Consider the following 24,194-nt stretch of genomic DNA (forward strand, 5'->3'; position numbering starts at 1 on the left):
ATTTATGGGGAATAACCACACTACATAGGCTCTGCCTTGCCTAAAAACCAAACACGCTGCTGCAAATTCAAACATCAAAGATCAACACGCCCTACTAATACGCGATTTAGAAAGCTGACTATTAGGGATAATAATCATATTATTTGGCAGCATTTTAACCCACGTAGAGCGCCAACCAATTTTCTCTACAAAGCCTTGCTCCTTTGACTCAAGCTCAATAAAATCCCCCACTCGTATGGGTTTATCTATAACAAGTTGTACGCCCGAAAAAAAGTTTTCAAGGGTGGGTTGCAGAGCAAGCGCCACCGCTAATGATGTAATACCTAACGAGGCAATTATAGGCGTAATAGAAATACCCAAGGTGCCTAACAGCACTAAAGCCCCGACCGATAAAACGCTAACCCTAATAATGCCTTTAATAATACTTTGCGAATTAAAAATTACCGCCGACTCTTTGCTGTAGTAATTAATGGTGCCCACAAAAAAGCGGTCAAAAAATAAAATAATAGCCACTAAGCCCAAAATAATATTAATGGTCGAAAACGAAATATAGCTCGCAACCGGCTCGCCTTGTATTAACAACCCTTGCTCTATAATGGTGAGTAGCACAATAATTGTGCAAAGGGTGAGCGGTTTAGAGATAGAGGCGATAAGTAAGCTATCGAATATAAATTTAGTGTGAGAGGTCCACTTTTTAAGCCAGTACATTATAAAAAAGCGGATACAAAACAAAGCTATAGTTATAGAAACTAAACAAATAGCAATAACAACCCAAGGTTGCTCTGTTAGGTTGTAAAAAGTAGTAGCAGACATTACTTACCTCTCTTTTATAAACTTAAAAGAGTAAACAGCAAGTTATGTACCTATATGAGTAGAGGGGCTGTATTTATAAAGTAACTCAGGTTATTAAAAGGTAATATAACTGGCAGCCAGAGCGTGCCAGTTATATTTTTAGTATGGCTTAATTTAGCTTTAGGTTACATAGACTCAAGTGTTTTACCACGGGTTTCTGTAATGTATTTGGCCACAAAAAATATGCTAATAAGTGCAGATAAAGCATAAAAGCCGTACGCACCTGCAAGGCCAATGTTAGCCAGCATAATAGGGAAGGTCATGGTAATGGCAAAGTTAGCAATCCACTGCGCGCTTGCAGCAACAGCAAGCGCTGCACCGCGAATACGGTTATTAAACATTTCGCCTAATAACACCCACACAACGGGGCCCCAACTTAAACCAAAAAATACCACAAATAAGTTAGCCATAATAAGCGCAAACGTACCCATGTTATCGCTAAGGGCAAGTTTGCCTGCTTCATCAAGGCCTGCGCTGCCAAATATATAAGTAAGCGCGCTTAAGCTGATAAACATACCAATACTGCCTACTAATAGCAGTGGCTTACGGCCAATTTTGTCAACAAGGGCAATAGCAATAAAGGTCGATACAATATTAGTCGTCCCCGCTAATACATTTATAAATAACGATTGCGACTCGTCAAACCCTGCGGCTTGCCAAAGCTCAGAGCCGTAATAAAACACCACGTTAATACCTACAAATTGCTGAAACACACTCAGCGCAACACCTGCCCATACAATCGGGTGTACTTTTTTACTGCCATCAATAAATAAGTCGCGAATACTTGGCTTTTTATCGCTACGTAAGGAGCTTTTTACATCGCTTATTTGCGCAGCAACGTTGTCGTTCGAAATTTTACTAAATACTGTTTTTGCATCGTCTACTTTACCTTGTGCCACTAAATAACGAGGCGACTCAGGAATAAACAACACACCCACTAAAAACAGTATTGCAGGCACCAGCTCAGCCCAAAACATCCAGCGCCAAGCGGCTGTATCAAGCATTAAAATATTTTGCGCGCTGCCTGCTGCATCAGCAATTAAATAGTTACTTAAAAACGCAGCAAATAAACCCAATACAATAGCGAGTTGTTGAAGTGTAGCTAAACGACCACGAAGGGCTGCTGGCGCAACCTCCGCAATATAAGCCGGCGCCAATACCGATGCAGCACCAATACCTAAGCCACCAAATAAGCGGTAAAAAATAAACTCGGCCGAGCTTTCGCTAATGCCTGAGCCAAACGCACTAATGGCAAAAATAATCGCGGTGATGATCATAATTGCACGGCGACCAAACTTATCAGCCAGCGGGCCCGCAGCAAGTGCCCCCACGGCGCAGCCTAATAATACCGAGGCTACGTTAAACCCCGTAGCCACACTGCTTGAATTAAACGCATTACCGAGTGCAGACACCGTGCCGTTAATAACGCCCGAGTCAAAACCAAATAAAAAGCCACCAATAGCAGCCACGGCAGAGATAAAAATTACGTAAACAAGAGAGGTGTTTTCAGCTGTGTTGGCTGAGTGGGAAGGCGGTGTGTGCGTTGTCATTATATGCCCTGAAAGTTAATTTAAATTTAAAAGAGCATGATATCGTAAAGCGCTATGGCTGAATACGCTTGTGCGGGTGTAAATTGAGCCATTTTTAAAGGCTTTAAAATTAAGTAACCGCCTTTTTTGAATAACACCGATTGATTTTCAAAAAAATAATATGTTTTGTATGGGGAGTATTTGTTGGACCAATATTACTGTTCTCACCCATTTGGGTGTGTTTTTGCAATTGCGTAGCCTGTTCTGAAGTTAGGTAATTGTTTACAAGTGATTATTTGGTGGTTAAGGTAAATGCATTGAATATAGGAACATTGTCGGTTTACAAAACGACAAATGTCGTCGATTAAATTGTCATATTTATAGAGATACCATGTCTGTAATTCGTAGCTCAGTTTTTCAAATCATTTTTAAATCAATTTTTTTACTATCATTTAACTGTATCGGATTCTTTGCAATATATGCTGGCGCTATTTTATTTCTTAGCGAGAGCAATACTTCGTTATCGCCAAATGAACAACTTTTGGCGTTAATTCTCGCTTTGGTTACAACATCTATTTTTGCTTGGTGGATGGTACTCAGCTTTCGGCAATACGAAATCAAAATAGACAGTGAAGTAATCCTACTTAAAGGATTATCTGGCTGGAAAAAAATTGACAAAACTTTTCCACTCTCCGATCTTGATGGTGCAGAATTAGGAACGGATTTAGCTCTATTTAAGGGGGAAAAATTGGTGGCGAAACTTTCAATGGTTTCTATAGCATTTGACAATCATTCGCTAAATAAAAGTATTACAAAAACTTTACCCGCTCCTGAATTGGTTAAATAAATATAACAAGCCAATCCAGCAGCGGCTGATTGAGGCATTATACAACCGAGTGTTATGTACTTATGAAATTTTCATTAGTTGACGGATTTAAGCAAGCTCCTCTGCCTAAGATGAAAGGAGTTTGTATATATTGTGGTAGCCCAACCGTAGCAAAGTGTGGTTCAAAAATTAGATGGCATTGGGCGCACAAGGTAAAATGTAGTTGTGATCCTTGGTGGGATAATGAATCCCAATGGCATCGAGATTGGAAAAATCATTGGGAAGATCATAATCAAGAAATAGTATACTTTGATAAAAGTGGTGAAAAGCATATTGCAGATGTTGTTAATGAGCAGAATATTGTAATTGAATTTCAAAACTCCCCAATGTCTGAAGCTGAGTTGAAATCAAGAGAGGATTTCTACGGAGATATGATTTGGGTAATAAATGGTCGTAATCTAGCGAAAAACATAAAATTAAGTGCGATGCTTCCTGATCCTCTGCATGAATCAATGGAAGATATATCTATTCATTCAAGTAATCATAAAACTCATTTCGTTTATTCTTTTATTTCTGAGTATCGAGGTCCGAATGAGTTAGTAGAAATACATAGCTCAGATAAAATAGATGGAATAATTAAATCCACGCATGTAGGACACTTCCTCTTTGAGTGGAAAAGGCCTAGATATGTTTGGTTTAAAGCAACAAAACCAGTTTATTTGGACTTTGGACAAGGTGTCATCTGGCAATTAATGCGTTTTAACAATTATAGTAGTTTCTGTATTAAGGCATGTATTAAAAATGATTTCTTGGCAAAGTTTAAATGAGTTGCATAACAAGTGATCAATCTTATCAGTGCTAATTCATTACAGGCTATAAATAGAATTATTGGCACTATTTATAGTGCTAAATCCTCCCCAATTTCTGTCTTACACCTCAAAATTCTCAAAGTACTCTTTTTGCAATTCTATAGTGAGTGCTTTAGGGCGAATGCCTTGTACTAGGCTGTATACTTCTTCTTTTGTGTAACCTGCCGAATTTAAAATAAGCGCAGCGACCAACCCTGTGCGGCCAGTGCCGCCTTTACAATGTATGGCAATGGTTTGTTTGTGTTGTATGGCCTGTAATATGTCGGTTTTGTGGGTGTTCCAGCTTGATGTAAAAGGCTGTTTTGGTGCTTCGTCGTCATTTATAGGTAAATGAAACCAGGTTATATCGTGCTTATTGCACTCACTATTAATTGTTTGTACGTTGTTTTTTTCAAGCTCCTTTTGCGGCATAAGCGATAACAGCATGTGAGTGCCAGCGGCTTTTAATGTAGCGATTGAATCCGCTAGGTTTTGCGTTTTTGTACTGGGGCAAGGCGTAAAAATAATATTTGCGCCGTTATTGAGTGATAAAACATCGTATGGGTGCGCGCTCATGGTAAGTCCTTTATTTTTAATAAATTTACTTTTATACGCTCACTATAGCGTGTTTTAGTTACAAGTTTAAGATTGAATAATAAGCACAAATACTAGATACTGTTTTTATATACAGTTTTGGCGATGTTATGAAAAAAGAATTACCAGCAAAATACTATTTAGCGCATTTTAGAGAGCTTATTGAGTTTGTAACAAGTAAATGTATGCATTTACTTGAGCCTAAACATAGTGAATTTATTAGTAAAATTAACCAACTAGATGAGCAAAGCCAATGCATGTTGGCGCGTGTGTATTCGCGCAAACCTTATTTAGTGCAGGCGCAATCGCTTAATTATGAAGAAATAACTTCGCCGCATCAGGCTATTTATACGCTAAAAACAGCGGGTATTTTATATGAGCCAAACGCACAGCATTACAAGCAGCTTATAGCGCATTTAACTAAGCCCATGCTGGTGGAGTTACTCAGTAATTACAGTGAGCAAGTAAGCTTTAAGAAAAGCGCAGCTAAAGGGGAGTTGGTCACTATTGCGAGCCAATTTTTTAGTGAGCGCACAGATGATTTAGCCCCTTTATATAGCCAATATGTGATAAATAACCGTGAAGATTATTACGAGTATTTTGAGTTTTTATTTGCAGGGCGCTTAAGTAGTGGCGATGTAAACCATCAAAACCGCTTTGTTATGCGCGATTTAGGGTTAACCGCTACCCGCGAAGGGCACAGCGAGAGCTTGTCGCGCTTTAATACACTCGCTGAGGCGCAATCTAATTACGTTTTAAATCGTTACCGTTTAGCATTTAAAAACATTGGCAAAACAGCCGGTAATACAAAAGATGAAACCTTGGATGACAAAGCCCCTTACACCGAGCTTGCGCATTTAGTATTAGCGCAACCGGCGCATGGCGCACAAGCGCACGACATTAAAAACAAACTGCTGGTTAGGCTGTACAAACAACTTAAAAATACCGATAGCGAACTTGCCTTTAGCCTACTTGAAGGCTGCACCGATTACGCCGAAGCACAAGAAATTCAAATAAGAGAGCAATACCGCCTAGGTAATAAAGCGTGGGTAAAAGCGCAGCTAGAGCAAATTATAGAAAACCCGCTCACCGACGATTTACTGTACTTTGCTGATGACTTTTTAATGCGTAAGTATAATAAACAAACGCGTTCGCGCTTAAGCACTATGCTAGCCGATACCCAATGTGTGCTTGAAATTGACGAAATTTACCGAGGCGATGTAGAGCAAGGCGTAAATGAGCATTACAGTGCAAAAGGGTTAACGGTTTTTAATACCGAAAACACCTTATGGCAAAGCTTGTTTGGCTTAGTATTTTGGCACGAGTTATTTATAGAGTCGCCTTACCCGCCGTGTAATGAATTTGATATTTATCCGCAAGTTTTACAGCTTGGTAATTTTTATGAAGCACAAAGCACGCAAATTGACGCACGTTTAAAAAGCTGTAGCACTAATCATGCGCTGCTTAATTTGGTATGTAAGCATGCCGCGCAGTATTTTGAGCAGCCCAATGGTTTATTTAGATGGCGCAGCAATTTATTAGAGCCACTAGAGGCACTTATTTTAAACAGCCCGCTTGAAGCGTTAATTGCGCACTTAACGGCTATGAGCAAACACTATTTACAGTTAAAAGATGGTTACCCCGACTTAATGGTTATTAATAATGGCCAAGTACATTTTGAAGAGGTAAAAGCCCCAGGCGATAAACTTAGGCGCAACCAATTAACCACCATTGATAATTTAAAAAATGTAGGTTTTACAGTACATATTGCTGCAGTTAAGTGGTTTGTAGACCCTAACCGTATTTACAGCGTGGTTGATATAGAAACCACGGGTGGCTTAAAAGGCGGTAACCGTATTACCGAAATAGGCGTAGTTAAAGTGCAGCACGGTAAAGTGATTGATACCTGGACGACTCTTATTAATCCGCAGCGCCATATCCCAAGCTTTATTACTAAATTGACCGGCATAAGCGATGGTATGGTTTACAACGCGCCTGTATTTGCCGATATAGCACAGCCACTACTAGATAAACTTGCAGGCAGTATTTTTGTAGCCCATAACGTAAACTTTGATTACGGTTTTATAAAAAAAGAATGCGAGGTTGCAGGGCACTTTTTTAAAATGCCAAAAATGTGCACCGTGGTTGAATCGCGCAGAGCGTTTAAAGGGCTAAAGTCGTATTCGCTTGGTAACCTTAGCGCGCATTTTAATTTAAACTTAACCAGCCATCACCGCGCATTGGCCGATGCTACCGCCACTGCCGAGCTGTTATTGCTGATCCAAAACAGTGAAACGCTAACGCAGTAAACGAGTAATTTATATTTAAGGGTATGAAACTTAAGTAATTAAGTAACGTTATTATAATTTTTTATTTATTTTTGGAATAAAGTGTTTTTGTAAATCGTCTTCTTTATGTCAATCCGACAAACTAGAGGACAAAACAATGACTAAATTAAATAAAATTGTAAGCGTAATGATGTTAAGCGGTGTGTGTACTTTTACAGGTGCAGTGCATGCCGCTGATATTAAACTATCTCAGTCAACGTCGGCGCAGCAACAAACATCTACATCTATTACGCTTTCACAAAATGGTTTAACAGCCCGTGGTAGCAACGAGTCAAACGTATCTAACGATACACAAGTAACGGCTGATGACTCGCAAAACACAGATTCAACGGCAAATAATACACAAACTCCAGCGCAAGAAAGCAGTGAGGCCGCAGAGCCTGCAAATACATTAGTTGCATCTGCCAGATCATCTTTAAATAATGCATTAAATGCATCGGCCTCGTCTTTAAATAACTCAAGCAATACCACAGTCAATACAGCGCTTGATGCAACAACGCAGTTAACCTCATCGGCGGGTAATTTAACAACCGCTGTGAGCCAGTCGTCATTACTTTCTGTTACCTCTGAACAAGGCGCTCAGCCAGACACCACAGATACACCAGCCGATGCCTCTTTACTTTCAAATGTGGGCAGCGCTACCGATTTGGTTACACAAGCTGATGCAACAAATGCGCTTAATGTCGGTGAGCTTACAAACCAATTAGCAATTACTAATACGGCTGCAAACTCAGTGAGCTCTGCACTGCAAATGGGTGATGCAATTAATACCAGTAATGAAGTAGTAAGCAGTGTTCAGCAATCTTTAATTGCCAGTGTGCAAGACAGTACGGTTAGTAGTTTACAAAGCACGGTACAGCAAAGTGTTAGCGGGCAGGTGAGTGCAGCGGTTACTGATCAAATTAGTAACGATGTAGCACTTAGCACCGCAAGTGAAGTAGTAACCAACATTACTAACGATTTAGACCTAGGCCTTTAATACGCCAAGTGCTTGCACAAATGCCGAATGGGGAAACCTATTCGGCCTGTTGGAGAATAAATATGAAAGCAGTTATAACCGCCACATTGTGTGTTTTTAGTGCCCAAGCGGTGCTTGCACAAACCAACCACGTTAAAACAGCTGAGCAAAATAAGCCCTTTAAAAGTAGCTTTGAGCTAAATGCAGATGCTGAAGTTGGGATATTAAGTAACTCGGCGCTCTCTGTTCAAGAGCTCGACGATATTTCGTCGCAAAGCGACAGCGGCATAAAAACCGCAGCCGGTGTTAATGCAAAATGGCAAGTAACCAAAAGCGCTAAATTAACCTCAAGCTATAAGTTTGAACAACAAGACTACGATGAGTTTGATCAATACGATTTAGACCTGCATCAATATGGTTTAGATGGCAGCTACAGCTTTAATAGCCATGAGGTAGGGGTTCGTTACGATGGTGCAAAAGCAAATGTAGATGGCGATACATTTTTACATTTTAATCAAGCCAGCGCCTACTATGGCCATTTTTTAAACCCGCATACGTATTTGCGTATGAGTGTAAAAACCAAAGCTAAACGTTTTGCTACTGCAAAAGCACGTAATGCCGACGGCGTAGGTGGCGATGTAGCGCTTTATCATTTTATAAATAACGGCCAAACCATGCTAATGGCAGCGCTAAGTGCTGATAAAGAAAATGCCGACGACAACCAATACGACTTTAACGGCTACGGTTTTACTACTAAAGTTACGCACAAATTTACGTCCTTTAATTTAGCGAATAAAGTGGGCGCAGGCTGGCGTTATCAAAATAAAGATTACGATGAGCAAACAACGGATGATTTTTTTGAGCAAATACCGTCGCGAGATGAGCACCGAAATGTCGTTAATGCGTTTTATAATCTAGCTGTGTTTGAGCACGTAACATTTATAGCCGAGGCTGAATATGGCGATTATCAATCAATGCTTAGTAGCAATACCTATACGCAATCGGTTTTATCGGCGTCAGTTAAAGTGCACTTTTAGGTGGGTAAATGGCGCCATAACCAAAGGTGGTGTCTTTGCCTTGCTCGCCTAAGTCGATGGCAAGCGATGTAAGCTCGTTAAGTGCTTTGGTTTTATTATTACCATGCTTTAACAATAAACAACTTAATGCCGCGCTTACCTGCGGCGCCGCCATTGACGTACCCGACTCCCTCCCAAATTTTCCATTGCCTTGGCTTGTAACAACATTTACACCAAGGGCTGCAAAGTCTATGTAATCGCCTTTATTTGACCATCTATAAATTTGGTTATTTGCATCAATAGCACTTACCGCTATCACGCCTTTATACGCACCTGGGAATAACGGCTGCGACGCCGGCCCTTGGTTACCTGCAGCAGCTACAATTAACACGTTTTGTTTTATTGCGGCAGTAATACTTGCTTCTAAAACTGCGTTATTTGGCCCTGTTAGGCTCATATTAATTACGGGTATTTTATTACTAACTAGCCAGTTAAGTGCTTCTACTATGGCAAATAATGTAGCCCCTTGTGCATATTCAGATTGCCTATAAAACACCTCTGCACTGTAAAGCTTGGCACTGCCTAAAAGCGGGCTAAGTTTTACGCCTTTACCTGTAATTAGCCCTGCAATGGCGGTGCCGTGTAAATTTGGCGAGCTTAACCCTTGTGGTAAAAAGCTTTGCGTAGTGATATTTGCACCTTCAAAAGCACTGTGTTTGGTATTAATGGCGCTGTCGATCATGCCAATTTTTACGCTTTGTGTGCAGTAGGGGGCAATAGAGTTATTTGGTGTTACTTTTTCGGTAGGCTCGCCAATTTGCGCCTGGTATATGTGGTTTCGGTCAAGTATTGCAGACTCATCTAAGTTAAGTGCTTTTAATAACTCACTTTTAGAATTAACACCTTGGGGCACGTTAAAGCGCACTAAGCTCATGTTAAGTGCGTTGTAATTTTTTACCGATACAATGGTTACATTTTGCTGTTTTAGGGTATTAAGTTGTTGGCTATTTGCCATTAATAACCATTGGCGCTCTATTGCTCTAAAGCCGTTTTCTAGCTCTACTTCAACAAATGCGGTGTTTTGGCTATTTATATTAATGTTAAGCACATTGGGTAAGCTGCTAATTGGCTCACTCATTTGCGCTTTTAGTTCATCAATCGAAACTTGTGGTACAGGCACCGGAAGCGGCAGGCGTTGTGCGCGCTCTATAGTTTGCTCAATACGCTGCTCTATTGGGTTAAGCTGCCCAAGCACTTGATCGACTCTCACTATATTGGCTGAGCTCGTTGCGCTAAATATGCAAAGCGAAGTGGCTATTATGTGTTTAACGCGTGTGTTTTTAATATTCATAGTGGGTTACTTCTATTAAATTTATCATGCTTGTAGTTAACGTTTAACACATAGAAATATTTCATTATTCAAATTATTTTGATTATTTGGGAATAAATGTTTTTTTGAATCGTCTTCTTTATAAAAGGGGTAAAAATCAATGAACGAAACTCTAAAAACCTTATTGCCCATGCTTAGGCGTTTTGCCTATTCGCTAACGGGTAGTAAAGCAGATGCAGACGATGTAGTGCAAATAACAATTGAAAAACTATTAGTAAAAGGCATTCCGGATGACGTTGAGCCTGCTAAATGGGCGTTTAAAATTTGCCGCAATGTGTGGATAGACGAATACCGCTCACGCAAGGTAAGGCAAAATACGGCCCAGGCCGATGTTTTACCAGAGCCAATTACAAGTAATGAGCACCAAACACTCGAAAACAAACAAATGCTTAAAAATGTAAATACAGCACTTGGGCAATTACCCGAAGAGCAACGCGCCATTGTATCGCTGGTGGCAGTGCAGGGCATGGCCTATAAAGAAGTAGCACATACACTCGATATACCTATAGGCAGTGTAATGAGTAAATTATCGCGAGCACGCAGTACACTTTATAATTTAATAAAACCCGACTTTAAAAAGGAGCAAGTATGAACATTAACGACGAAACACTTAGCGCCTTTTTAGACTCAGAGCTAAGCGAGCACGAAATGGAGCAAGTGCGCAAAGCCCTTGAAACCGATGATGAACTAGTAATGCGACTTGCAGAGCTAAGCGAAGTAGACATGCGAGTAAAAGAGCACGCAACAAGTATTGATGACGCACCCCTTAGTGACTCATTAGCTAAAACGGTTGCAAAGCTTGATACAGCAACGGCAAAAAATACGTTAAATAGCAATGTAGTAACGTTAACGCCTTGGCAAAGGGTTAAGCAGTCGGCTAATAAAAGCTTAGCAATAGCTGCAAGCGTTGCCGTGGTATTTGGTATTGCAATGACTAGTTATTTACAACCCAATGAGTCGCAAAATTTAGTAGCCAGTAACATAGCAGCAGCACTTAATACACAGCTAAGTAGTGGTGAGTATAAGCAAAGTGATGGCTCAGTATTTAGCGCGCAGCTTAGTTTTAAAAATCAGCAAGGTGAGCTTTGTAGGCAGTATGCGCTAAGCTCAAACAATACCACGCAAACAAGCATTGCTTGTAAAGCGCAAAGCGGTTGGCAAATTAAAGCGCAAACAGCCGCGCAGCAAAGTGATAATGGCGCGCAATATCAAACGGCGTCTAGTAACAGTGAGTTAGATGCTGTTATAGATAGCATGATCAACGGCGCACCACTAGATAGAGCGCAAGAGCAGCAAGCAATTAGTGCAAAGTGGCAGTTAAACCAATAATAGTTTTTATAAAACGAGGTGAATGATGAAAACATCTATTTTAATTATCAGTATTTTACTTATGGCGGGTTGCGCATCTAAACCCGACTACCGCCCAGCTAATAATGGCTCACAAGGTTATAGCGAGCAAAAAATTAGCGACGATCAATACCGCGTCGAGTTTAAAAGCGTGTCAAACAACGTAGCCGATGCAGGTGACTATGCATTGTTACGCGCGGCTGAGCTTACCCAAGCGCAAGGCTACGACTGGTTTGTTGTAACAAATAAAGAAACCTTTGTTGAGTCTAAATCGCAAGCGCCCGCGTCATCTATTAGTGCATCACACAGCCAACAATATGAGCGAAACTGCGGTTTATTAACCTGCGAAACACGCGTACGCCCGAGCAATAGCGTAGGCGTACAAGTGAGCAACAATGATAAACGCAAAGAAGTACACACCCTGATTGACATTAAAATGGGCAAAGGCATTAAACCCAGCGACAACAGCTATAGCGCACAAGACTTAATTGAAAACTTAAGCAAAAAGACACAAAACTAATTATGAGAATAGTTATTAGCTGTTGCTATTTTACATGTAATTATATTTCAGCCATACGCTTTAACTTTTAGTGACAGTGGGCACTTAATTATTAGTCGGTTAGGTGCCTACTTTAAATGTGATTACCCCTCCTTGGACTTCGAAGTCTTTTAATCTGTATTTTCTCTACCATACTTCTTTCTTTGGTTGTTATTGTTAAATTAAACAGATCAAACCAGTGCTTTAAAGAATAAACTTGTAAAATAACTTTATAATTTTAAAGGGTTTATTTTTGTTTAAATACGCTGCTTCGTTTTTAGTGTTATGAACATGTAAAACTTTTACATAATCTTTATTGCATTCGAATGCAAAAAGCGATAGTTTTTATAAGTCGAAAAAATAGGCATTTAAATCGCGCTTTTAATCATTATAAATACTTAAAATTCGGTTGCGGGTTATTTAGCCCTTAAATGCTTAATAAAATAACTTATATCAACAGGTGGAGAATTAATCTCATGGCCGCACATATTTTACGTAAAACACTTATTTTTGCTGCAGTAAACACGGCGATATTGGGCTCAGCCTCGGTATACTCGCAAGAGGCAAAGTTAAACCCTAACAAAGAGTTGGAGGTTATTTCGGTTACCTCTACCAAGCGTGTTAAAAGTATTCAATCAGTGCCGTTGGCTGTGACCGCTGTATCTGCTAAAGATTTACTAGAAAATGGCGTTACTGATATCTTAAACCTTGATAGCTTAGCGCCAGGGTTAAAGTCGGGTGTGTCGGGCAGTGATGCTCGCCCTGCTATGCGCGGTGCTAGAACAGAGCAAGTAGAGGCTAACGATGTTGCCATCGCGTTTTATTCTAACGGTGTTTATCGTCCTCGTCACGGGCAGGCGCTTGCTGGGTTTGTTGATTTAGAGCGTGTTGAAGTATTACGCGGGCCACAAGGTACATTGTTTGGTCGTAACTCATTTGGTGGTGCGATTGATGTTATAGCTAAAAAACCAGAGCTAGATATTACCGAAGGCGGTATGGCCGTTACATTTGGTAATTATGGTCATTTACGTGGTGAGGGCTTTTTTAATGCAGCGCTTACTGATGACACTGCGGTGCGATTTACTGGCGTTCGAGAAATAAGAGATCCCTACGTTGAAAATACATTTAATGAAGATGCAGGCTTAAAAGATGCTGATATGTATTTTTTACGTGGCCAAGTTTTTACTGAAATTAACGACGATATAAATTTAAATGTAAAAATAGAAACGTGGCAGGATGAATCAAATGGCGGCGGTGCTTTTGGCTACCATATTTTAGGCGTTCCTATAAACCCTGCAACGGGTAAAACAAGTTTGTCGGCACCATTAACTGAGCGAATTGGTCGTGACGATGTGTGTGGCAGTAATTGTGGCCGCTTTGGTGCAGGTTTAGATAACGCTGCAACACCAGGGCTTGATACAGCACAGGCGGTATCGTCAGACCCATTTACTCAGCAGTTTGACTATAAACCATCGCGTGATGTAAGTGATGTAAGCATTAGTGCAGAGCTTAACTGGTCATTAGAGTCGGTAGATTTGAAAGTGATTGCAGCCTCAATGGATTACGAAGAAACGCGCCTTACTGATGGTGATTTTTCGACTTATGCAACCACGGTTGATGGCAATGCGATTGAATCAAAAACAAACTCGTTAGAAGTGCAGGTTAGCTCAACGTATGAAAGCGACTTTGAATGGGTAGCGGGTATTTATTTGCTCTCAGAAGATTTAGACAACGCATTTTTAAATGGCAGTTATGGCGCTGTGGTTGATAATGTGCCAGATACAACGCAACCCCAAGAATTTCAGTACGCGTCGTGGTTAAATCAAATTCAGTTAGAAACAAGATCAGCTGCGGCCTACTTTCAAGGTAATTACACATTTAATGATGATACACGCGGTATAGCCGGCATTAGGTATACAAATGACAGCCGTGAGTGGGATATTTACGGCCAAAACCCAGATAACTTAAGCACACTCGATTTTTCTGTACTTGAGGTTGATAACGCAGACGATGATTGGAGTAAAGTAACGTGGAAGCTAGGTCTTGAGCACGATTTAGCAAGTTCTCAACTGCTTTATGCTACCGTTTCTACGGGCTTTTTAGCGGGTAACGCACAGGGCGCTTTTAATGGCGAAGATAGCTACGATGAGCAAACAGTAACGGCTTACGAGCTTGGTTTTAAAAGCATGCTGCTTGATAATTCATTAAGATTTAACGCTTCTTTATATTACAACCAGTACGAGGACCTACTTTCTACTCGTTTTCAAAACGTGGGTGGTACGGCGGTGTCGTTTTTTGGTAATGCCGGGGAAATTGATGCTGCAGGTCTTGAGTTAGAAATTGATTGGCAGGCAAGTGATGCATTGCGCCTAGGGGCACGCGCCGCGTTTACAGATTCAACGTATGGCGACTTTGTTACGCCAAATGTATTTGAAGAGGGTGGAGAGACCATTAATGGCGTAGATAACTTACTGCAACTAGATGGTAATGACGTGCAGCTAAGCCCTAAATACAATATTACACTATTGGCCAGTTATGAGTTTGATTTAGGTGATAAAGGCCGCGTTGTGCCTGCTACCAGTATTCAATTATCGGATTCGTATACAACCAACGATTTGCCTTTTTCATTTGGTACTCAAGAAAGTTACCAAAAGTACGATGCTAGCCTTGCATGGTATTCGGCAGATAATGAGTGGTCTGTACGTGCGTATGTTCAAAACGCAGGAGATGAGCTTATACTACTTAGGACAGTCCGCTTTGGTGGTAATGTGGCTGCGGCCGATTATGCTAATCCTCGCACTTATGGTGTAAGGGTAGGCTATAACTTTTAGGCATTTTTCAATAATGTATTTTAAGGGTTAAGTAAAAGTGTAAGTTTGTGCATTTTGCTAAAATATAGCATTGAAATTTTAAATTAAACAATCGCTTACATAGAGCCAGTAATAAATTATTACTGGCTTTTTTGTGTTTCGAAATCACTTTATTTTCATTTTAATATATTGTTTTATTTAGGTTAATTTCGATAAGGTTATTATTCGAGCAAAAAGTTGTTGATCTTTTTGACTTCGAAGTCTATTTTAGATCCATGCATTTTCAATTGATACAACTTGTTTACTGTAATAATTGAAAATGTAGGTTTGGGGAGAACTAAATACGTTTTATACTGGGGAGAATAACTATAATGAAAGCTAAATTTACACGGACTCTCGTTCACTTTGCTGTAACCACCGCTATTGCAGCAACCACAATGAACGCACACGCTGCGCAAGAGCCAGAACAAGCACAAGCGCAAGAACAAACCGCAGAGCCCGCGATAGAGCGTATAGCGGTAACGGCAAACCGTCGCTCACAAGACCTACAGGAAGTATCATCATCAATAACAGCATTAGGGGAAGGGGACATTGCCCGTGCTGGTATTATTGATGTTACGGGTCTTGAACAAGTGGTACCAGGCTTACGTATGGGCTCTTCGGGTGGTGAAGTTAGACCCGCTATGCGCGGCGCTCGCACCAACGAAGTAGGTGTAGCAGGCACCGGTATTGCTGAGCAAATTGTAGGTATATTTCAAGATGGTATTTATGTGCCGACTACCTCATCGGGCTTAGGCGCGCTGGTGGATGTTCAACGCATTGAGGTATTACGCGGGCCGCAAGGTACGTTATATGGCCGAAACACGTTTGCGGGCAGTATTAATATTATTACTAATCAACCTGTTTTTGACGATTTACTGGGGAGTATAAAAGTTGAAACAGGCAGCTATAACCGCAGCGCTTATGAAGGAATTATAAATATTCCAGTAAGCGACACCGTGGCAACCCGTTTTGTAGTGGCCTCTGATCGTCACGATGGTTATATCAATAATTTAGTTGTTCCAGGCCCTTCAGATGACTTGCGCGAGAAAAACCAGTTTTATATGCGTAACGTTACTAAGTGGGAGCCAAACGAAAAGTTTAATGCCACAGTACGCTTTGATTACTCGCGTAAAGACTCAAACTCAGAAGCTATTTGGGGTTACCAACAAATAGCGGGCTACCAAATTGAAGAAACCTCGCCGGGGTCGGGTGTATTTAACACTACGCCTACAATAACCGAGGGGCATATTTATCAGCCAAGTGATGCGCAGCACGAAGACCTTGGCCCGTACGATGTTTACCGCAATGGTTTTTCACTTGATAAGCAAGAAAGCTTTTCGACCACATTAGCACTTGAATGGTATACCGACTTTGCTGATATTAAATGGACCACGAACTACTCAACGCTTAGTGGTAAGCAATATTACGATAACGACTACAGCGACGGCGGTATTGATTTTGTAGGTGGTTTTGGCCGTGAGGATGACCAAAAAACACTCTCATCTGAGCTGCAGTTTTCATCTAACGATGAGGGTGATTTTTCGTGGATTGGTGGCCTTTACTACTTTGACCAAGAAGCAGATTGGAGCTGGTTATCGCATGCAGATACCACAGGCGATGGTGTGTCAGATTCTGTTGTAGTGCCTTCATGGGGGAACCCGGATTACGACCCGCATACGGCAAAATCTATTGCGGCGTATGGGCAATTACGCTACCAAGTAACAGAAGATTTGCGCGTGGTAGGTGGGTTGCGTGTAAACCAAGACGACAAAACATTTACCGGCGATACAATTCCTGATTGGGATGACTCAGCGCTACTTTATAAAGCGGCTGCCGAATACGACATTAATAACGATATTATGGTGTATGCAAGTGTAGCGACAGGCTACAGAACCGGTGGCGCAAACGACTCGCGCGTTGTAGCCCGCGGTGCTGACCCACTTTACGATAACGAAGATGTTATCTCTTATGAAATGGGTATGAAAAGCTATTTGCTTGATGGCGCAATGCGTTTAAATCTTTCGGTATTTATGAACGAATACGAAGATGTAAAAGCACAGTTATTTGCAACCTCATGTAACGATACGACCACTGGCGATACTGTTTTAGAGTGTGTTGCAGCAGGCACTGCTACCACCTTTGAATACTACGAAAACGGCGGCGATGTAGAAACTGTGGGCCTAGAAGCTGATATTCAATGGGTGCCAATTGATAACCTAACACTAACCGGTACTTTATCTCTGCTTGATAGCGAATTTGCTGATGGTTATGCGGTAGGTAATGAGCAGCTTCGCCCATTATTAGCATTAGGTAACTTAGAAGGTCGCCAAGATATAAACGACAGCTCTAGTCAGTTTAGTTTTGAAGGCTGGAGCCCCGCTATGGCGCCTGAGTACAGTGTTGGTTTTTCAGCTCGTTATGAGTTTAGCTTAGGGGGGGATTCGTACTTAGTACCGTACATTCAACTAAATTACTTAGACGATTACTACGCGTTTGATACGAACATTCCAGAGGTGCAAGTAGATGCGCACTTAATGGCTGATGCACGTTTAACTTGGTACATTAACGACAGTGTGCAAGTAGAAGCGTACGTTAAAAACATTGGTGATAAAGCGATTTTAACTCGTGGTGTAGTGCACTCACAAATTGTTGATGGCTTACCTGCAAACTCAGTACAAGCTAACTGGAACAATCCGCGTACGTGGGGCGCAAGCTTAAAATATCAGTTTTAAAATTTCCTAAAATGGCCACTACGGTCATTACTTTCAGCCAGCTATTTATTAGCTGGCTTTTTTTATTTTGAGCTTGTTAATTAGCTCCAGTTAGCTGCTATTTAACCTTACTATTGTATTTAACCCACCTTTACAGGTATTTATTAAGTGCGCTTTTATTGGCTTTAGATTGTAAGCTTTACCCCTCTAACCAGCCCTTCATTTAAGTTTGCTAAATGCATACGTGTATTTAAGCCATAAGTGCGTAACTTACAAAGTGGGGTGCTTGGCTGTTGGTTGTATACTCGGGCTTTAGTAAGGCGAGGCTGATACTTTATTTATTGCCTTTAACTATTTTAAAGCGTTATTTTTTAAATAAGTAATACCCACTCGCTTAATTAAGTGAGCTATTTTGAGTTATAAAAGCGAGTCATTAACAAGGTAAAAATTGATTAAGTATGATTACAGGTTGCTACAAAGGCCATCTATAAAAAAAGCGCTCAGTGAGCGCTTGAAGGGAAGTGGAAAAGGTGACCTTATAATGCAAACTGCTGGTTAAGTGCCAGCGTGTCGAATTGCATTACTTCGTGGGTTATTTGATTATCGCTGATGCTAATAACGCTAATTATTTGCTGACGTACACGTACGTTTTTAGCATTAAAGCTGCCATCGAGAGTCCAGCATAGCGTGGCTTGGTTTTGCGTACTGTCATACTCAACGGTTTCTAGCTGGGCATAGCGTCTGCTTAGCGATTGCGTAAAATCTAAGTGGCAATCAAGCAGCGCGCTAATAGGTTGTGGCTGTGTGTTACCTGCAAGTACAGCCGTAGCGCTTGGAGTATAAAGGGTTTCAAACTGAGCCAGGTTGTTAGTTTGCCAAATTTGCCACCAGTTATCTAAAGTACGAGCAGTGTGAGAGGGCAGCTCGCAAATAGCGCTGGGGGTTGCATGAAAAGTAGTAGGGTGCAGCTGGTTATCTAAATCGCTAACAATAATCGGGTCACTTTTTGGTAGTTTAGGAATAACCGAGCTGTTATTTACCGTTGTATTTACATACTCGTTATTGGCTAACGACAACGTATCAACCACACATTTTACTGACTTAATAAAAGTCCCGTTGTGTTTTATTACAAACGTTAAACGCACTGGATTTTTAAGCTTTTTAGGCTGTAAAACCAGCTGTAGGGTTTCACGTTCTGCGCCTACACTATGAGTGTGCGATACACACTCAGACACACCATATTGAGCTAAAAAGCTAAGCCACAAAGGCTGCGCCTGCAAAGCACCCATGGCGGTAAAGTGGTGCTGCTGCCAACGGCTACTGCGAAGCAACTTGCTGCTTAGACTTTCAATGTCGGCTTTAGTGTATAAATCGATAATAGCGTTGATCATGCATTTTCCTCCCACTGTGATTTGTTGACTAATGCATGTGCTTTAAATAAGTTTGCATAAAGTGCTACTTCATCAAAAACGGTGATCTCTTCGATGATTTTTTTGTTTTTAATACGCAAATGCGATGCGCCTAAAATAAAGTAAGGCTGCTGTTTAAGCTCACTTAGCTCGCTATTTTGCGGATTAAAGTGGCCTGCTAGCGACCAACGTATCGCTACATCAGTCGTGGTTTCGTCAAATGGGGTAATAGCTATATGATCAATCGTTAATTTGGCGTCGGGGCAGGTTGCAAAAAATTGTATAAATACGCCATTAATTTGTGCAAGTCCGGTGGCCATTCTGCCGCTAGGCCATTGTTGTGTTGCCGTTAAACTGTAAAATTCGTGTACTTTAGCAAACTGTTTTTGATTAAATAGCGTGTCTAACCAAGTGTGGGCAAATGCCGCAAGCTCACCCTCTACAATGGGCGTACTTGCTACGCGGTGATCTATGGCAATTACACGGTTAAATTCATCGTTTAGCCACTGCGTGTGTTTTTCTTTACTCGGAATGTTTGCCATGTGTTTGGCTACATTAATAATGTTTAAGCCAAGCTGCTTAACTAAAAAGCCGTTGTCGCGCACTAGCCACTCTTTAACTATTTTGTTTTCAAAGCATACGCAGTCGGCAATGGTTGTAACACGGCCTGTTTTATGTGTTGCTGGGCCAAACTCAGAGTTACCCGTGTTGGTCATTACACTGCTAATTAAATGTGATGAGTAATAGTGCTCGTTGGCTTCTTCTGAAAACACCACGTTTTCGCCAATTAGGCTTCTGTCGGGGAAGGCGGCAATAGTTTTAAGGGTGCCTTGAATAACATCTTCTATGTTTTCGCCATAGGCGCCAAGGGTAAAAACAGGGCATACATCGGCGTAATAGCGATAGCATAAGCCAATGTTTTTTTGCTCCCAAATACGGTGCGTTATGCGCAAAATGTAATCAACAATATCTACAAATTCGTCATCAAAACCGATTAAAGGCTGTTGTTTGTTACCTTGCGGGTTTAACACGCTCGATAACGGCAGCCAGTAAGGTTGGGTCATATTATTGTGTTTGTTCATGCTCACCTCTTAATTAGCTGCGGCTATTTTGCGTTGCATTTGCTCAAAAATATCAATGCCCATTCCATTTAATAAATGAGGGATATCAATAGCGACCCAGTTTTCTTTTAATATGCCGTTTTCGCAGCGCCAAAAGTCCATGACACGTGGGAACAGCTTATTGCCAGAAGGCGGTAAACCTAACCAGTCTTCACCGGTATGGGTGCCATACATGTGAGGCCAGCCGCCGGTAGCAACAAAGTTATCGTGACTTACTAAACACAGTGTTTTATTAATACCGCGATCTGGAAAGCCTTTTAAAAACGGCCCTTGATGGTGCTCTCTAAAGCCGCTAATTCCGCGGGTTGTACCAATGCCTGCTGGGCCATACCAAATAAAATCTGGGTGCCAGTATTTTTCTAAATTAATGCTGTATAAGTCTTTACCGTCATAGCGGCCAAGCTCTGTGAGCATATCAACTACAAGTTGCTCGTTGGTTTTGCTAAGCGTTTCGTTTTTATCACCTGTTGGTACGCCATCAAGTGTGGTGGGGGGCATAACTAAACCTGGGTAACCTAAGCTTGGGCGTAATGGGTTTACGCCTACTTGGTTCATTACATCAATTAAATCTAAAAATGTGTAAACATTAACCACTTGGTTGTTTTCTATTTGCGCCATTTCGCTGTAGCGAATAAACACACTTTTGCCGCTGGCAGGAATACCCAATAAAGGCTGTGTAAATGTGCCGGTAAAATACCCTGTTGCACACACCCATTGCTCACCTTTGTATTCGCCCTGGATAGAGATAAACGGTTTGCGCTCTATGTCAGGTAAAGAATGTTTAAGTACGCCAAAGTAGTCATTAATCACATTTTGCTTTGTGCTAATAGGCTCAAAAGGGTGGCTTACCTGCCATTGAACGGAGTCTGCAAGCAATGCTTGATTTGGCAATTCTGCAGCGCTGAAGTTTTCGAAAAGTTGTTCTAAAATATTCATTTATTTCACCTTACACAAAATATTCAAATAACATGAGAGAGGCAAAGCTCAGTACAAAAAAGCCAAGTAACCAGTAATTGATTGAGTCAAACTTACCCGGAATTAAGTACCAGCCGTTTTCTTTTTCTGGACGTTTTTCATTTTTAAATGCTTTTAACTGACCTTTAATGGTGTATTCGTTGTAATCCTCTTGATAGCCATCAAATGCAATACTTAACGCAATGCTAAATACAAGGCAGGTTATTGCCCCTATGGCGCAGTACCATGGCCATGCAATGTCGGTAAAAAGTGCGCACACAGCAACGGTAATAAACGACACTAAGGTGCCTATTAATAAGCCTTTTTCGGTGGTGTGCTTAGAGAAAAACCCAAGGGCAAACATGCCAAGCTGAGCACCTACAAAGTACGAGCCTACTTTAGTGAGTATTTCTAAAATTGAGCCTTCGCTGTATAGGTGATACATAATGGCCGGAATAATAATGATCACCGCCCAACCTAGCGTAAATAAGCGAGTAACATTTAAATAGTGAGCGTCGTTTTTTTCAGGCGCAAAGTACTTTTTATAAAAATCGATAGTACTTATGGTTGAAAGTGAGTTAAGTGCTGAGTCGAGGCTCGACATAGATGCTGCCATTACCGCCGCGGCAATAATGCCCATTAACCCCGGTAAGCCATAATCAGCTGCAAACTGTAAAATAATTAAGTTGTCGTTTTCAAAAGTGCGCCCGCCGTAGTAGCTATAAAACAGCACGCCCATAAATATAAAAAACAAGTAAATAAAGAACGCGATAAAGCCCATTAGTAAGTAGGATTTTTTAGCATCGCCAATATTTTTAGCGGCAAGGGTGCGTTGCACCATCATTTGGTTAGTGCCATACACCGTAATGTGATATAGCGACATAGCCAGCACGCCAGACCACACGGTAGTTACTTGGGTAAAGTCGAGCGAGAAATTAAGTGGGTCTAATTTACCTTGGCTTTTTAGCTCGCTCAGTGTTGAGCTAAATGAACCATCCATAGAGGTGATAAGGGCATACATAATAATACCAGCCCCTATAAATAAGATGGCTGACTGAATTACATCGGTCCATATAACGGCGGTTATGCCACCTAGCATGGTATAAATAAGGGCGATTATGGTAACTAAAAATATCGCAGTTATAACATTTATATCGATAATAAAGGCCAACACTAAGGAGGTTGCATACAGCACTGCGGCTGAACCCATAGTTTGCGATATTAACCAAATAGTAGAGATAAGTAAGCGGGCCTTTTTACCAAAGCGGCGCTCTTGGTATTCGTAAATAGAGGCCACACCCGCATTGTAAAAAAACGGAAAAAACAAACACACCACCGCCACAATAACCAGTGGGTAGTTAAGGTGTATGGCAATAACCGAGAGTCCCTCTTTGTAAGACCACGCTGGCGCACCTAAAAAGGTGAGCGCACTTACATAAGTAGCAACAACCGATATACCAATAGCCCACCAAGGTGTTGTTTTTCGACCTATGTAAAAGTCGTTAGCACTACTGATCTTTTTACTAATTACAAACCCAAGTATTAGGTTGGCAATTATGTACCCGATGAGAATGCTCCAATTCAACAATCCAAAATCATTCATAATTAATCCTGTTAGATTAGGTTTTACGGGCTTGAGAGCCTATTTGTATTTTTTATTTTGAATCATCATGAATCACTTTGACTTCGAAGTCAATTCTCATTAGTATTATTTTAAAGCAATTTATAACTTACTATTCACAGGCTTTTAATTACTCTTTAAATGCAATACATTTTGTTAAAGTGTGTTTAACGGCGGTTTGAAGACATTAATTTGACTGCGCAAACAATGAGGAATAATCATGGCAGATATATTTAAAGATAAACAACTAGTTCGTCAATTTCATACTGCATTAGAAAAAGCACAAGGCAATGATTTACAAGCCGTATTTAATGAGTTTATGGCCAACGAATACAGCTTTAAAGGGGTGCATCCGTTTAATGAGCTTGAGTGTGCTAATGATGTAATTGCCCAAGTTTGGCAGCCATTATTTAGCTCGTTTAGTGCGCTGCAGCGCCGTGAGGATATTTTTATTGCAGGGCAAAGCGAAGCCGACGGTGGCCAGTGGGTGATGAGCATGGGCCATTTTATGGGCTTATTTGATAAAGATTGGCTAGGTATTGCGCCAACCCATAAGCTTGCCACTTTGCGCTATGCCGAATTTAACTGTGTTAAAGACGGAAAAATAATTCAGACCGGCTTTTTTGTCGATATTATTGGCCTTATGATGCAAGTAGGTTTAAACCCGCTGCCGCTCTCTACTGGGCAATATTTTACGTACCCTGGGCCGCGTACGCACGATGGTATTCGTTTGGGTAAAAGTAGCGATGAGCAAAGCGAAAAAACAATGGCGCTGGTAAATCAAATGATTGATAACCTAACCGCGCTTAATAAAAGTGGCGTTGATACGTGCCCGCCCGAAGTGCTTGGTAAAACCTGGGATGAAAACATGGTGTGGTATGGCCCAGCAGGCATTGGCGCAACTTACACAATTAAGCGTTATCAGCAGCAGCACATGTATCCGTTTAGAGAAGGGTTAACGGGTAAAGTATTTAACGGCCATATTTGCCGTTTTGCTGAAGATGAGTTTGCCTGCTTTTTTGGCTGGCCTAACTTAACTAACACGGCCATTGGGGGCTTTTTAGGCCTACCAGGTGCTAATACCCCAGCAGATATGCGCGTGGTGGATGTGTATCACCGCGAGGGTGATAAACTGGTAGAAAACTGGGTCATTATTGATATTCCTTATTGGTTAAAACAACAAGGTCTAGATATTTTAAAGCGCACGCAAAGTATTGCGAACCCTGGCGCATAGTCTATTTAAGTAATAAAAAAGCTCTGTTTAACAGAGCTTTTTTTGT

Annotated in this window: 18 protein-coding genes and 1 pseudogene; 11 read left to right on the forward strand and 8 right to left on the reverse strand. The window is 41.1% G+C overall.

What is annotated here, in order from left to right:
• Window positions 1–96 precede the first annotated feature (96 nt).
• Window positions 97–813, reverse strand: a pseudogene (locus B4F91_RS15205) (mechanosensitive ion channel family protein); the annotation flags it as partial.
• Window positions 814–977: 164 nt separating this feature from the next.
• Window positions 978–2,402, reverse strand: coding sequence for a sugar porter family MFS transporter (locus B4F91_RS15210; RefSeq protein ID WP_286937453.1), 1,425 nt, complete (start codon window positions 2,400–2,402; stop codon window positions 978–980).
• A gap of 370 nt (window positions 2,403–2,772) precedes the next feature.
• On the opposite strand from B4F91_RS15210, the gene B4F91_RS15215 reads away from it, so the two are divergent.
• Both B4F91_RS15215 and B4F91_RS15220 read left to right on the forward strand, forming a co-directional pair.
• Complete coding sequence (locus B4F91_RS15215; protein WP_182696031.1) at window positions 2,773–3,228, forward strand: hypothetical protein; 456 nt, start codon at window positions 2,773–2,775, stop codon at window positions 3,226–3,228.
• Window positions 3,229–3,290: 62 nt separating this feature from the next.
• Entirely contained in the window at window positions 3,291–4,034 is a 744-nt protein-coding gene (locus B4F91_RS15220) for a competence protein CoiA (RefSeq protein WP_076924434.1), read from the forward strand.
• Window positions 4,035–4,136: 102 nt separating this feature from the next.
• Here the strand turns inward: B4F91_RS15220 and B4F91_RS15225 are convergent, their stop codons facing one another.
• The gene (locus B4F91_RS15225; RefSeq protein WP_286937450.1) at window positions 4,137–4,631 is read right to left on the reverse strand and encodes a dual specificity protein phosphatase family protein; all 495 of its coding nucleotides are present in this window, start codon (window positions 4,629–4,631) and stop codon (window positions 4,137–4,139) included.
• Between the two features lie 128 nt (window positions 4,632–4,759).
• Between B4F91_RS15225 and B4F91_RS15230 the strand changes: the two genes are divergently transcribed.
• The 3 genes from B4F91_RS15230 to B4F91_RS15240 all read left to right on the forward strand — a co-directional run bounded on the left by B4F91_RS15230 (window position 4,760) and on the right by B4F91_RS15240 (window position 8,992).
• Window positions 4,760–6,958 carry an exonuclease domain-containing protein gene (locus tag B4F91_RS15230; protein ID WP_288635958.1) on the forward strand — a complete coding sequence of 733 codons (2,199 nt, stop codon included), beginning with the start codon at window positions 4,760–4,762 and terminating at the stop codon, window positions 6,956–6,958.
• A 136-nt stretch (window positions 6,959–7,094) separates the two neighbouring features.
• Window positions 7,095–7,976: a hypothetical protein gene (locus tag B4F91_RS15235; RefSeq protein ID WP_286937447.1), complete on the forward strand. Its 882-nt coding sequence runs from the start codon at window positions 7,095–7,097 to the stop codon at window positions 7,974–7,976.
• Between the two features lie 62 nt (window positions 7,977–8,038).
• Window positions 8,039–8,992: a hypothetical protein gene (locus B4F91_RS15240; protein WP_286937446.1), complete on the forward strand. Its 954-nt coding sequence runs from the start codon at window positions 8,039–8,041 to the stop codon at window positions 8,990–8,992.
• Here the strand turns inward: B4F91_RS15240 and B4F91_RS15245 are convergent.
• Complete coding sequence (locus B4F91_RS15245) at window positions 8,976–10,322, reverse strand: S8 family serine peptidase (RefSeq protein WP_286937445.1); 1,347 nt, start codon at window positions 10,320–10,322, stop codon at window positions 8,976–8,978. The two genes, B4F91_RS15240 and B4F91_RS15245, sit on opposite strands and share 17 nt — an antisense overlap.
• Before the next feature lie 139 nt (window positions 10,323–10,461).
• On the opposite strand from B4F91_RS15245, the gene B4F91_RS15250 reads away from it, so the two are divergent.
• The 5 genes from B4F91_RS15250 to B4F91_RS15270 all read left to right on the forward strand — a co-directional run bounded on the left by B4F91_RS15250 (window position 10,462) and on the right by B4F91_RS15270 (window position 17,830).
• Entirely contained in the window at window positions 10,462–10,953 is a 492-nt protein-coding gene (locus B4F91_RS15250; RefSeq protein WP_054982238.1) for an RNA polymerase sigma factor, read from the forward strand.
• Window positions 10,950–11,690, forward strand: coding sequence for an anti-sigma factor family protein (locus B4F91_RS15255; protein ID WP_286937443.1), 741 nt, complete (start codon window positions 10,950–10,952; stop codon window positions 11,688–11,690). The genes B4F91_RS15250 and B4F91_RS15255 overlap by 4 nt, the downstream gene beginning before the upstream one ends.
• A 25-nt stretch (window positions 11,691–11,715) precedes the next feature.
• Entirely contained in the window at window positions 11,716–12,228 is a 513-nt protein-coding gene (locus tag B4F91_RS15260) for a CC0125/CC1285 family lipoprotein (protein WP_054982240.1), read from the forward strand.
• A gap of 494 nt (window positions 12,229–12,722) precedes the next feature.
• Window positions 12,723–15,077 carry a TonB-dependent receptor gene (locus B4F91_RS15265; protein WP_286937441.1) on the forward strand — a complete coding sequence of 785 codons (2,355 nt, stop codon included), beginning with the start codon at window positions 12,723–12,725 and terminating at the stop codon, window positions 15,075–15,077.
• Between the two features lie 350 nt (window positions 15,078–15,427).
• A complete protein-coding gene (locus tag B4F91_RS15270) occupies window positions 15,428–17,830 on the forward strand; it encodes a TonB-dependent receptor (protein ID WP_096041992.1) in 2,403 nt (800 codons plus the stop codon).
• Between the two features lie 515 nt (window positions 17,831–18,345).
• Here the strand turns inward: B4F91_RS15270 and B4F91_RS15275 are convergent.
• The 4 genes from B4F91_RS15275 to B4F91_RS15290 are packed head-to-tail and all read right to left on the reverse strand — an operon-like array spanning window position 18,346 to window position 22,896.
• The gene (locus tag B4F91_RS15275; RefSeq protein WP_286937436.1) at window positions 18,346–19,200 is read right to left on the reverse strand and encodes a nuclear transport factor 2 family protein; all 855 of its coding nucleotides are present in this window, start codon (window positions 19,198–19,200) and stop codon (window positions 18,346–18,348) included.
• Window positions 19,197–20,300 (reverse strand): ester cyclase, encoded by a 1,104-nt coding sequence (locus tag B4F91_RS15280; RefSeq protein WP_064386752.1) that lies wholly within the window; start codon window positions 20,298–20,300, stop codon window positions 19,197–19,199. Before B4F91_RS15280 ends, B4F91_RS15275 begins: the two co-directional genes overlap by 4 nt.
• Before the next feature lie 9 nt (window positions 20,301–20,309).
• Window positions 20,310–21,275 carry an ester cyclase gene (locus tag B4F91_RS15285; RefSeq protein WP_286937434.1) on the reverse strand — a complete coding sequence of 322 codons (966 nt, stop codon included), beginning with the start codon at window positions 21,273–21,275 and terminating at the stop codon, window positions 20,310–20,312.
• A gap of 10 nt (window positions 21,276–21,285) precedes the next feature.
• A complete protein-coding gene (locus B4F91_RS15290) occupies window positions 21,286–22,896 on the reverse strand; it encodes a sodium:solute symporter family transporter (RefSeq protein WP_096739882.1) in 1,611 nt (536 codons plus the stop codon).
• Window positions 22,897–23,134: 238 nt separating this feature from the next.
• Here B4F91_RS15290 and B4F91_RS15295 point away from each other — a divergent pair, with 238 nt between their 5' ends.
• Window positions 23,135–24,148: an ester cyclase gene (locus B4F91_RS15295; RefSeq protein WP_286937431.1), complete on the forward strand. Its 1,014-nt coding sequence runs from the start codon at window positions 23,135–23,137 to the stop codon at window positions 24,146–24,148.
• Window positions 24,149–24,194: the final 46 nt, after the last annotated feature.

Origin of the sequence: Pseudoalteromonas sp. UBA6610, from assembly GCF_002433295.1 — a bacterium.
Classification (GTDB): Bacteria; Pseudomonadota; Gammaproteobacteria; order Enterobacterales; family Alteromonadaceae; genus Pseudoalteromonas; species Pseudoalteromonas atlantica.

Coding starts and splice junctions, on each gene's coding strand:
- B4F91_RS15280 (WP_064386752.1), bottom strand. CDS start 20,300: ATGAACAAACACAATAATATGACCCAACCTTACTGGCTGCCGTTATCG.
- B4F91_RS15240 (WP_286937446.1), top strand. CDS start 8,039: ATGAAAGCAGTTATAACCGCCACATTGTGTGTTTTTAGTGCCCAAGCG.
- B4F91_RS15220 (WP_076924434.1), top strand. CDS start 3,291: ATGAAATTTTCATTAGTTGACGGATTTAAGCAAGCTCCTCTGCCTAAG.
- B4F91_RS15295 (WP_286937431.1), top strand. CDS start 23,135: ATGGCAGATATATTTAAAGATAAACAACTAGTTCGTCAATTTCATACT.
- B4F91_RS15225 (WP_286937450.1), bottom strand. CDS start 4,631: ATGAGCGCGCACCCATACGATGTTTTATCACTCAATAACGGCGCAAAT.
- B4F91_RS15265 (WP_286937441.1), top strand. CDS start 12,723: ATGGCCGCACATATTTTACGTAAAACACTTATTTTTGCTGCAGTAAAC.
- B4F91_RS15270 (WP_096041992.1), top strand. CDS start 15,428: ATGAAAGCTAAATTTACACGGACTCTCGTTCACTTTGCTGTAACCACC.
- B4F91_RS15215 (WP_182696031.1), top strand. CDS start 2,773: ATGTCTGTAATTCGTAGCTCAGTTTTTCAAATCATTTTTAAATCAATT.
- B4F91_RS15250 (WP_054982238.1), top strand. CDS start 10,462: ATGAACGAAACTCTAAAAACCTTATTGCCCATGCTTAGGCGTTTTGCC.
- B4F91_RS15260 (WP_054982240.1), top strand. CDS start 11,716: ATGAAAACATCTATTTTAATTATCAGTATTTTACTTATGGCGGGTTGC.
- B4F91_RS15230 (WP_288635958.1), top strand. CDS start 4,760: ATGAAAAAAGAATTACCAGCAAAATACTATTTAGCGCATTTTAGAGAG.
- B4F91_RS15285 (WP_286937434.1), bottom strand. CDS start 21,275: ATGAATATTTTAGAACAACTTTTCGAAAACTTCAGCGCTGCAGAATTG.
- B4F91_RS15235 (WP_286937447.1), top strand. CDS start 7,095: ATGACTAAATTAAATAAAATTGTAAGCGTAATGATGTTAAGCGGTGTG.
- B4F91_RS15245 (WP_286937445.1), bottom strand. CDS start 10,322: ATGAATATTAAAAACACACGCGTTAAACACATAATAGCCACTTCGCTT.
- B4F91_RS15210 (WP_286937453.1), bottom strand. CDS start 2,402: ATGACAACGCACACACCGCCTTCCCACTCAGCCAACACAGCTGAAAAC.
- B4F91_RS15255 (WP_286937443.1), top strand. CDS start 10,950: ATGAACATTAACGACGAAACACTTAGCGCCTTTTTAGACTCAGAGCTA.
- B4F91_RS15290 (WP_096739882.1), bottom strand. CDS start 22,896: ATGAATGATTTTGGATTGTTGAATTGGAGCATTCTCATCGGGTACATA.
- B4F91_RS15275 (WP_286937436.1), bottom strand. CDS start 19,200: ATGATCAACGCTATTATCGATTTATACACTAAAGCCGACATTGAAAGT.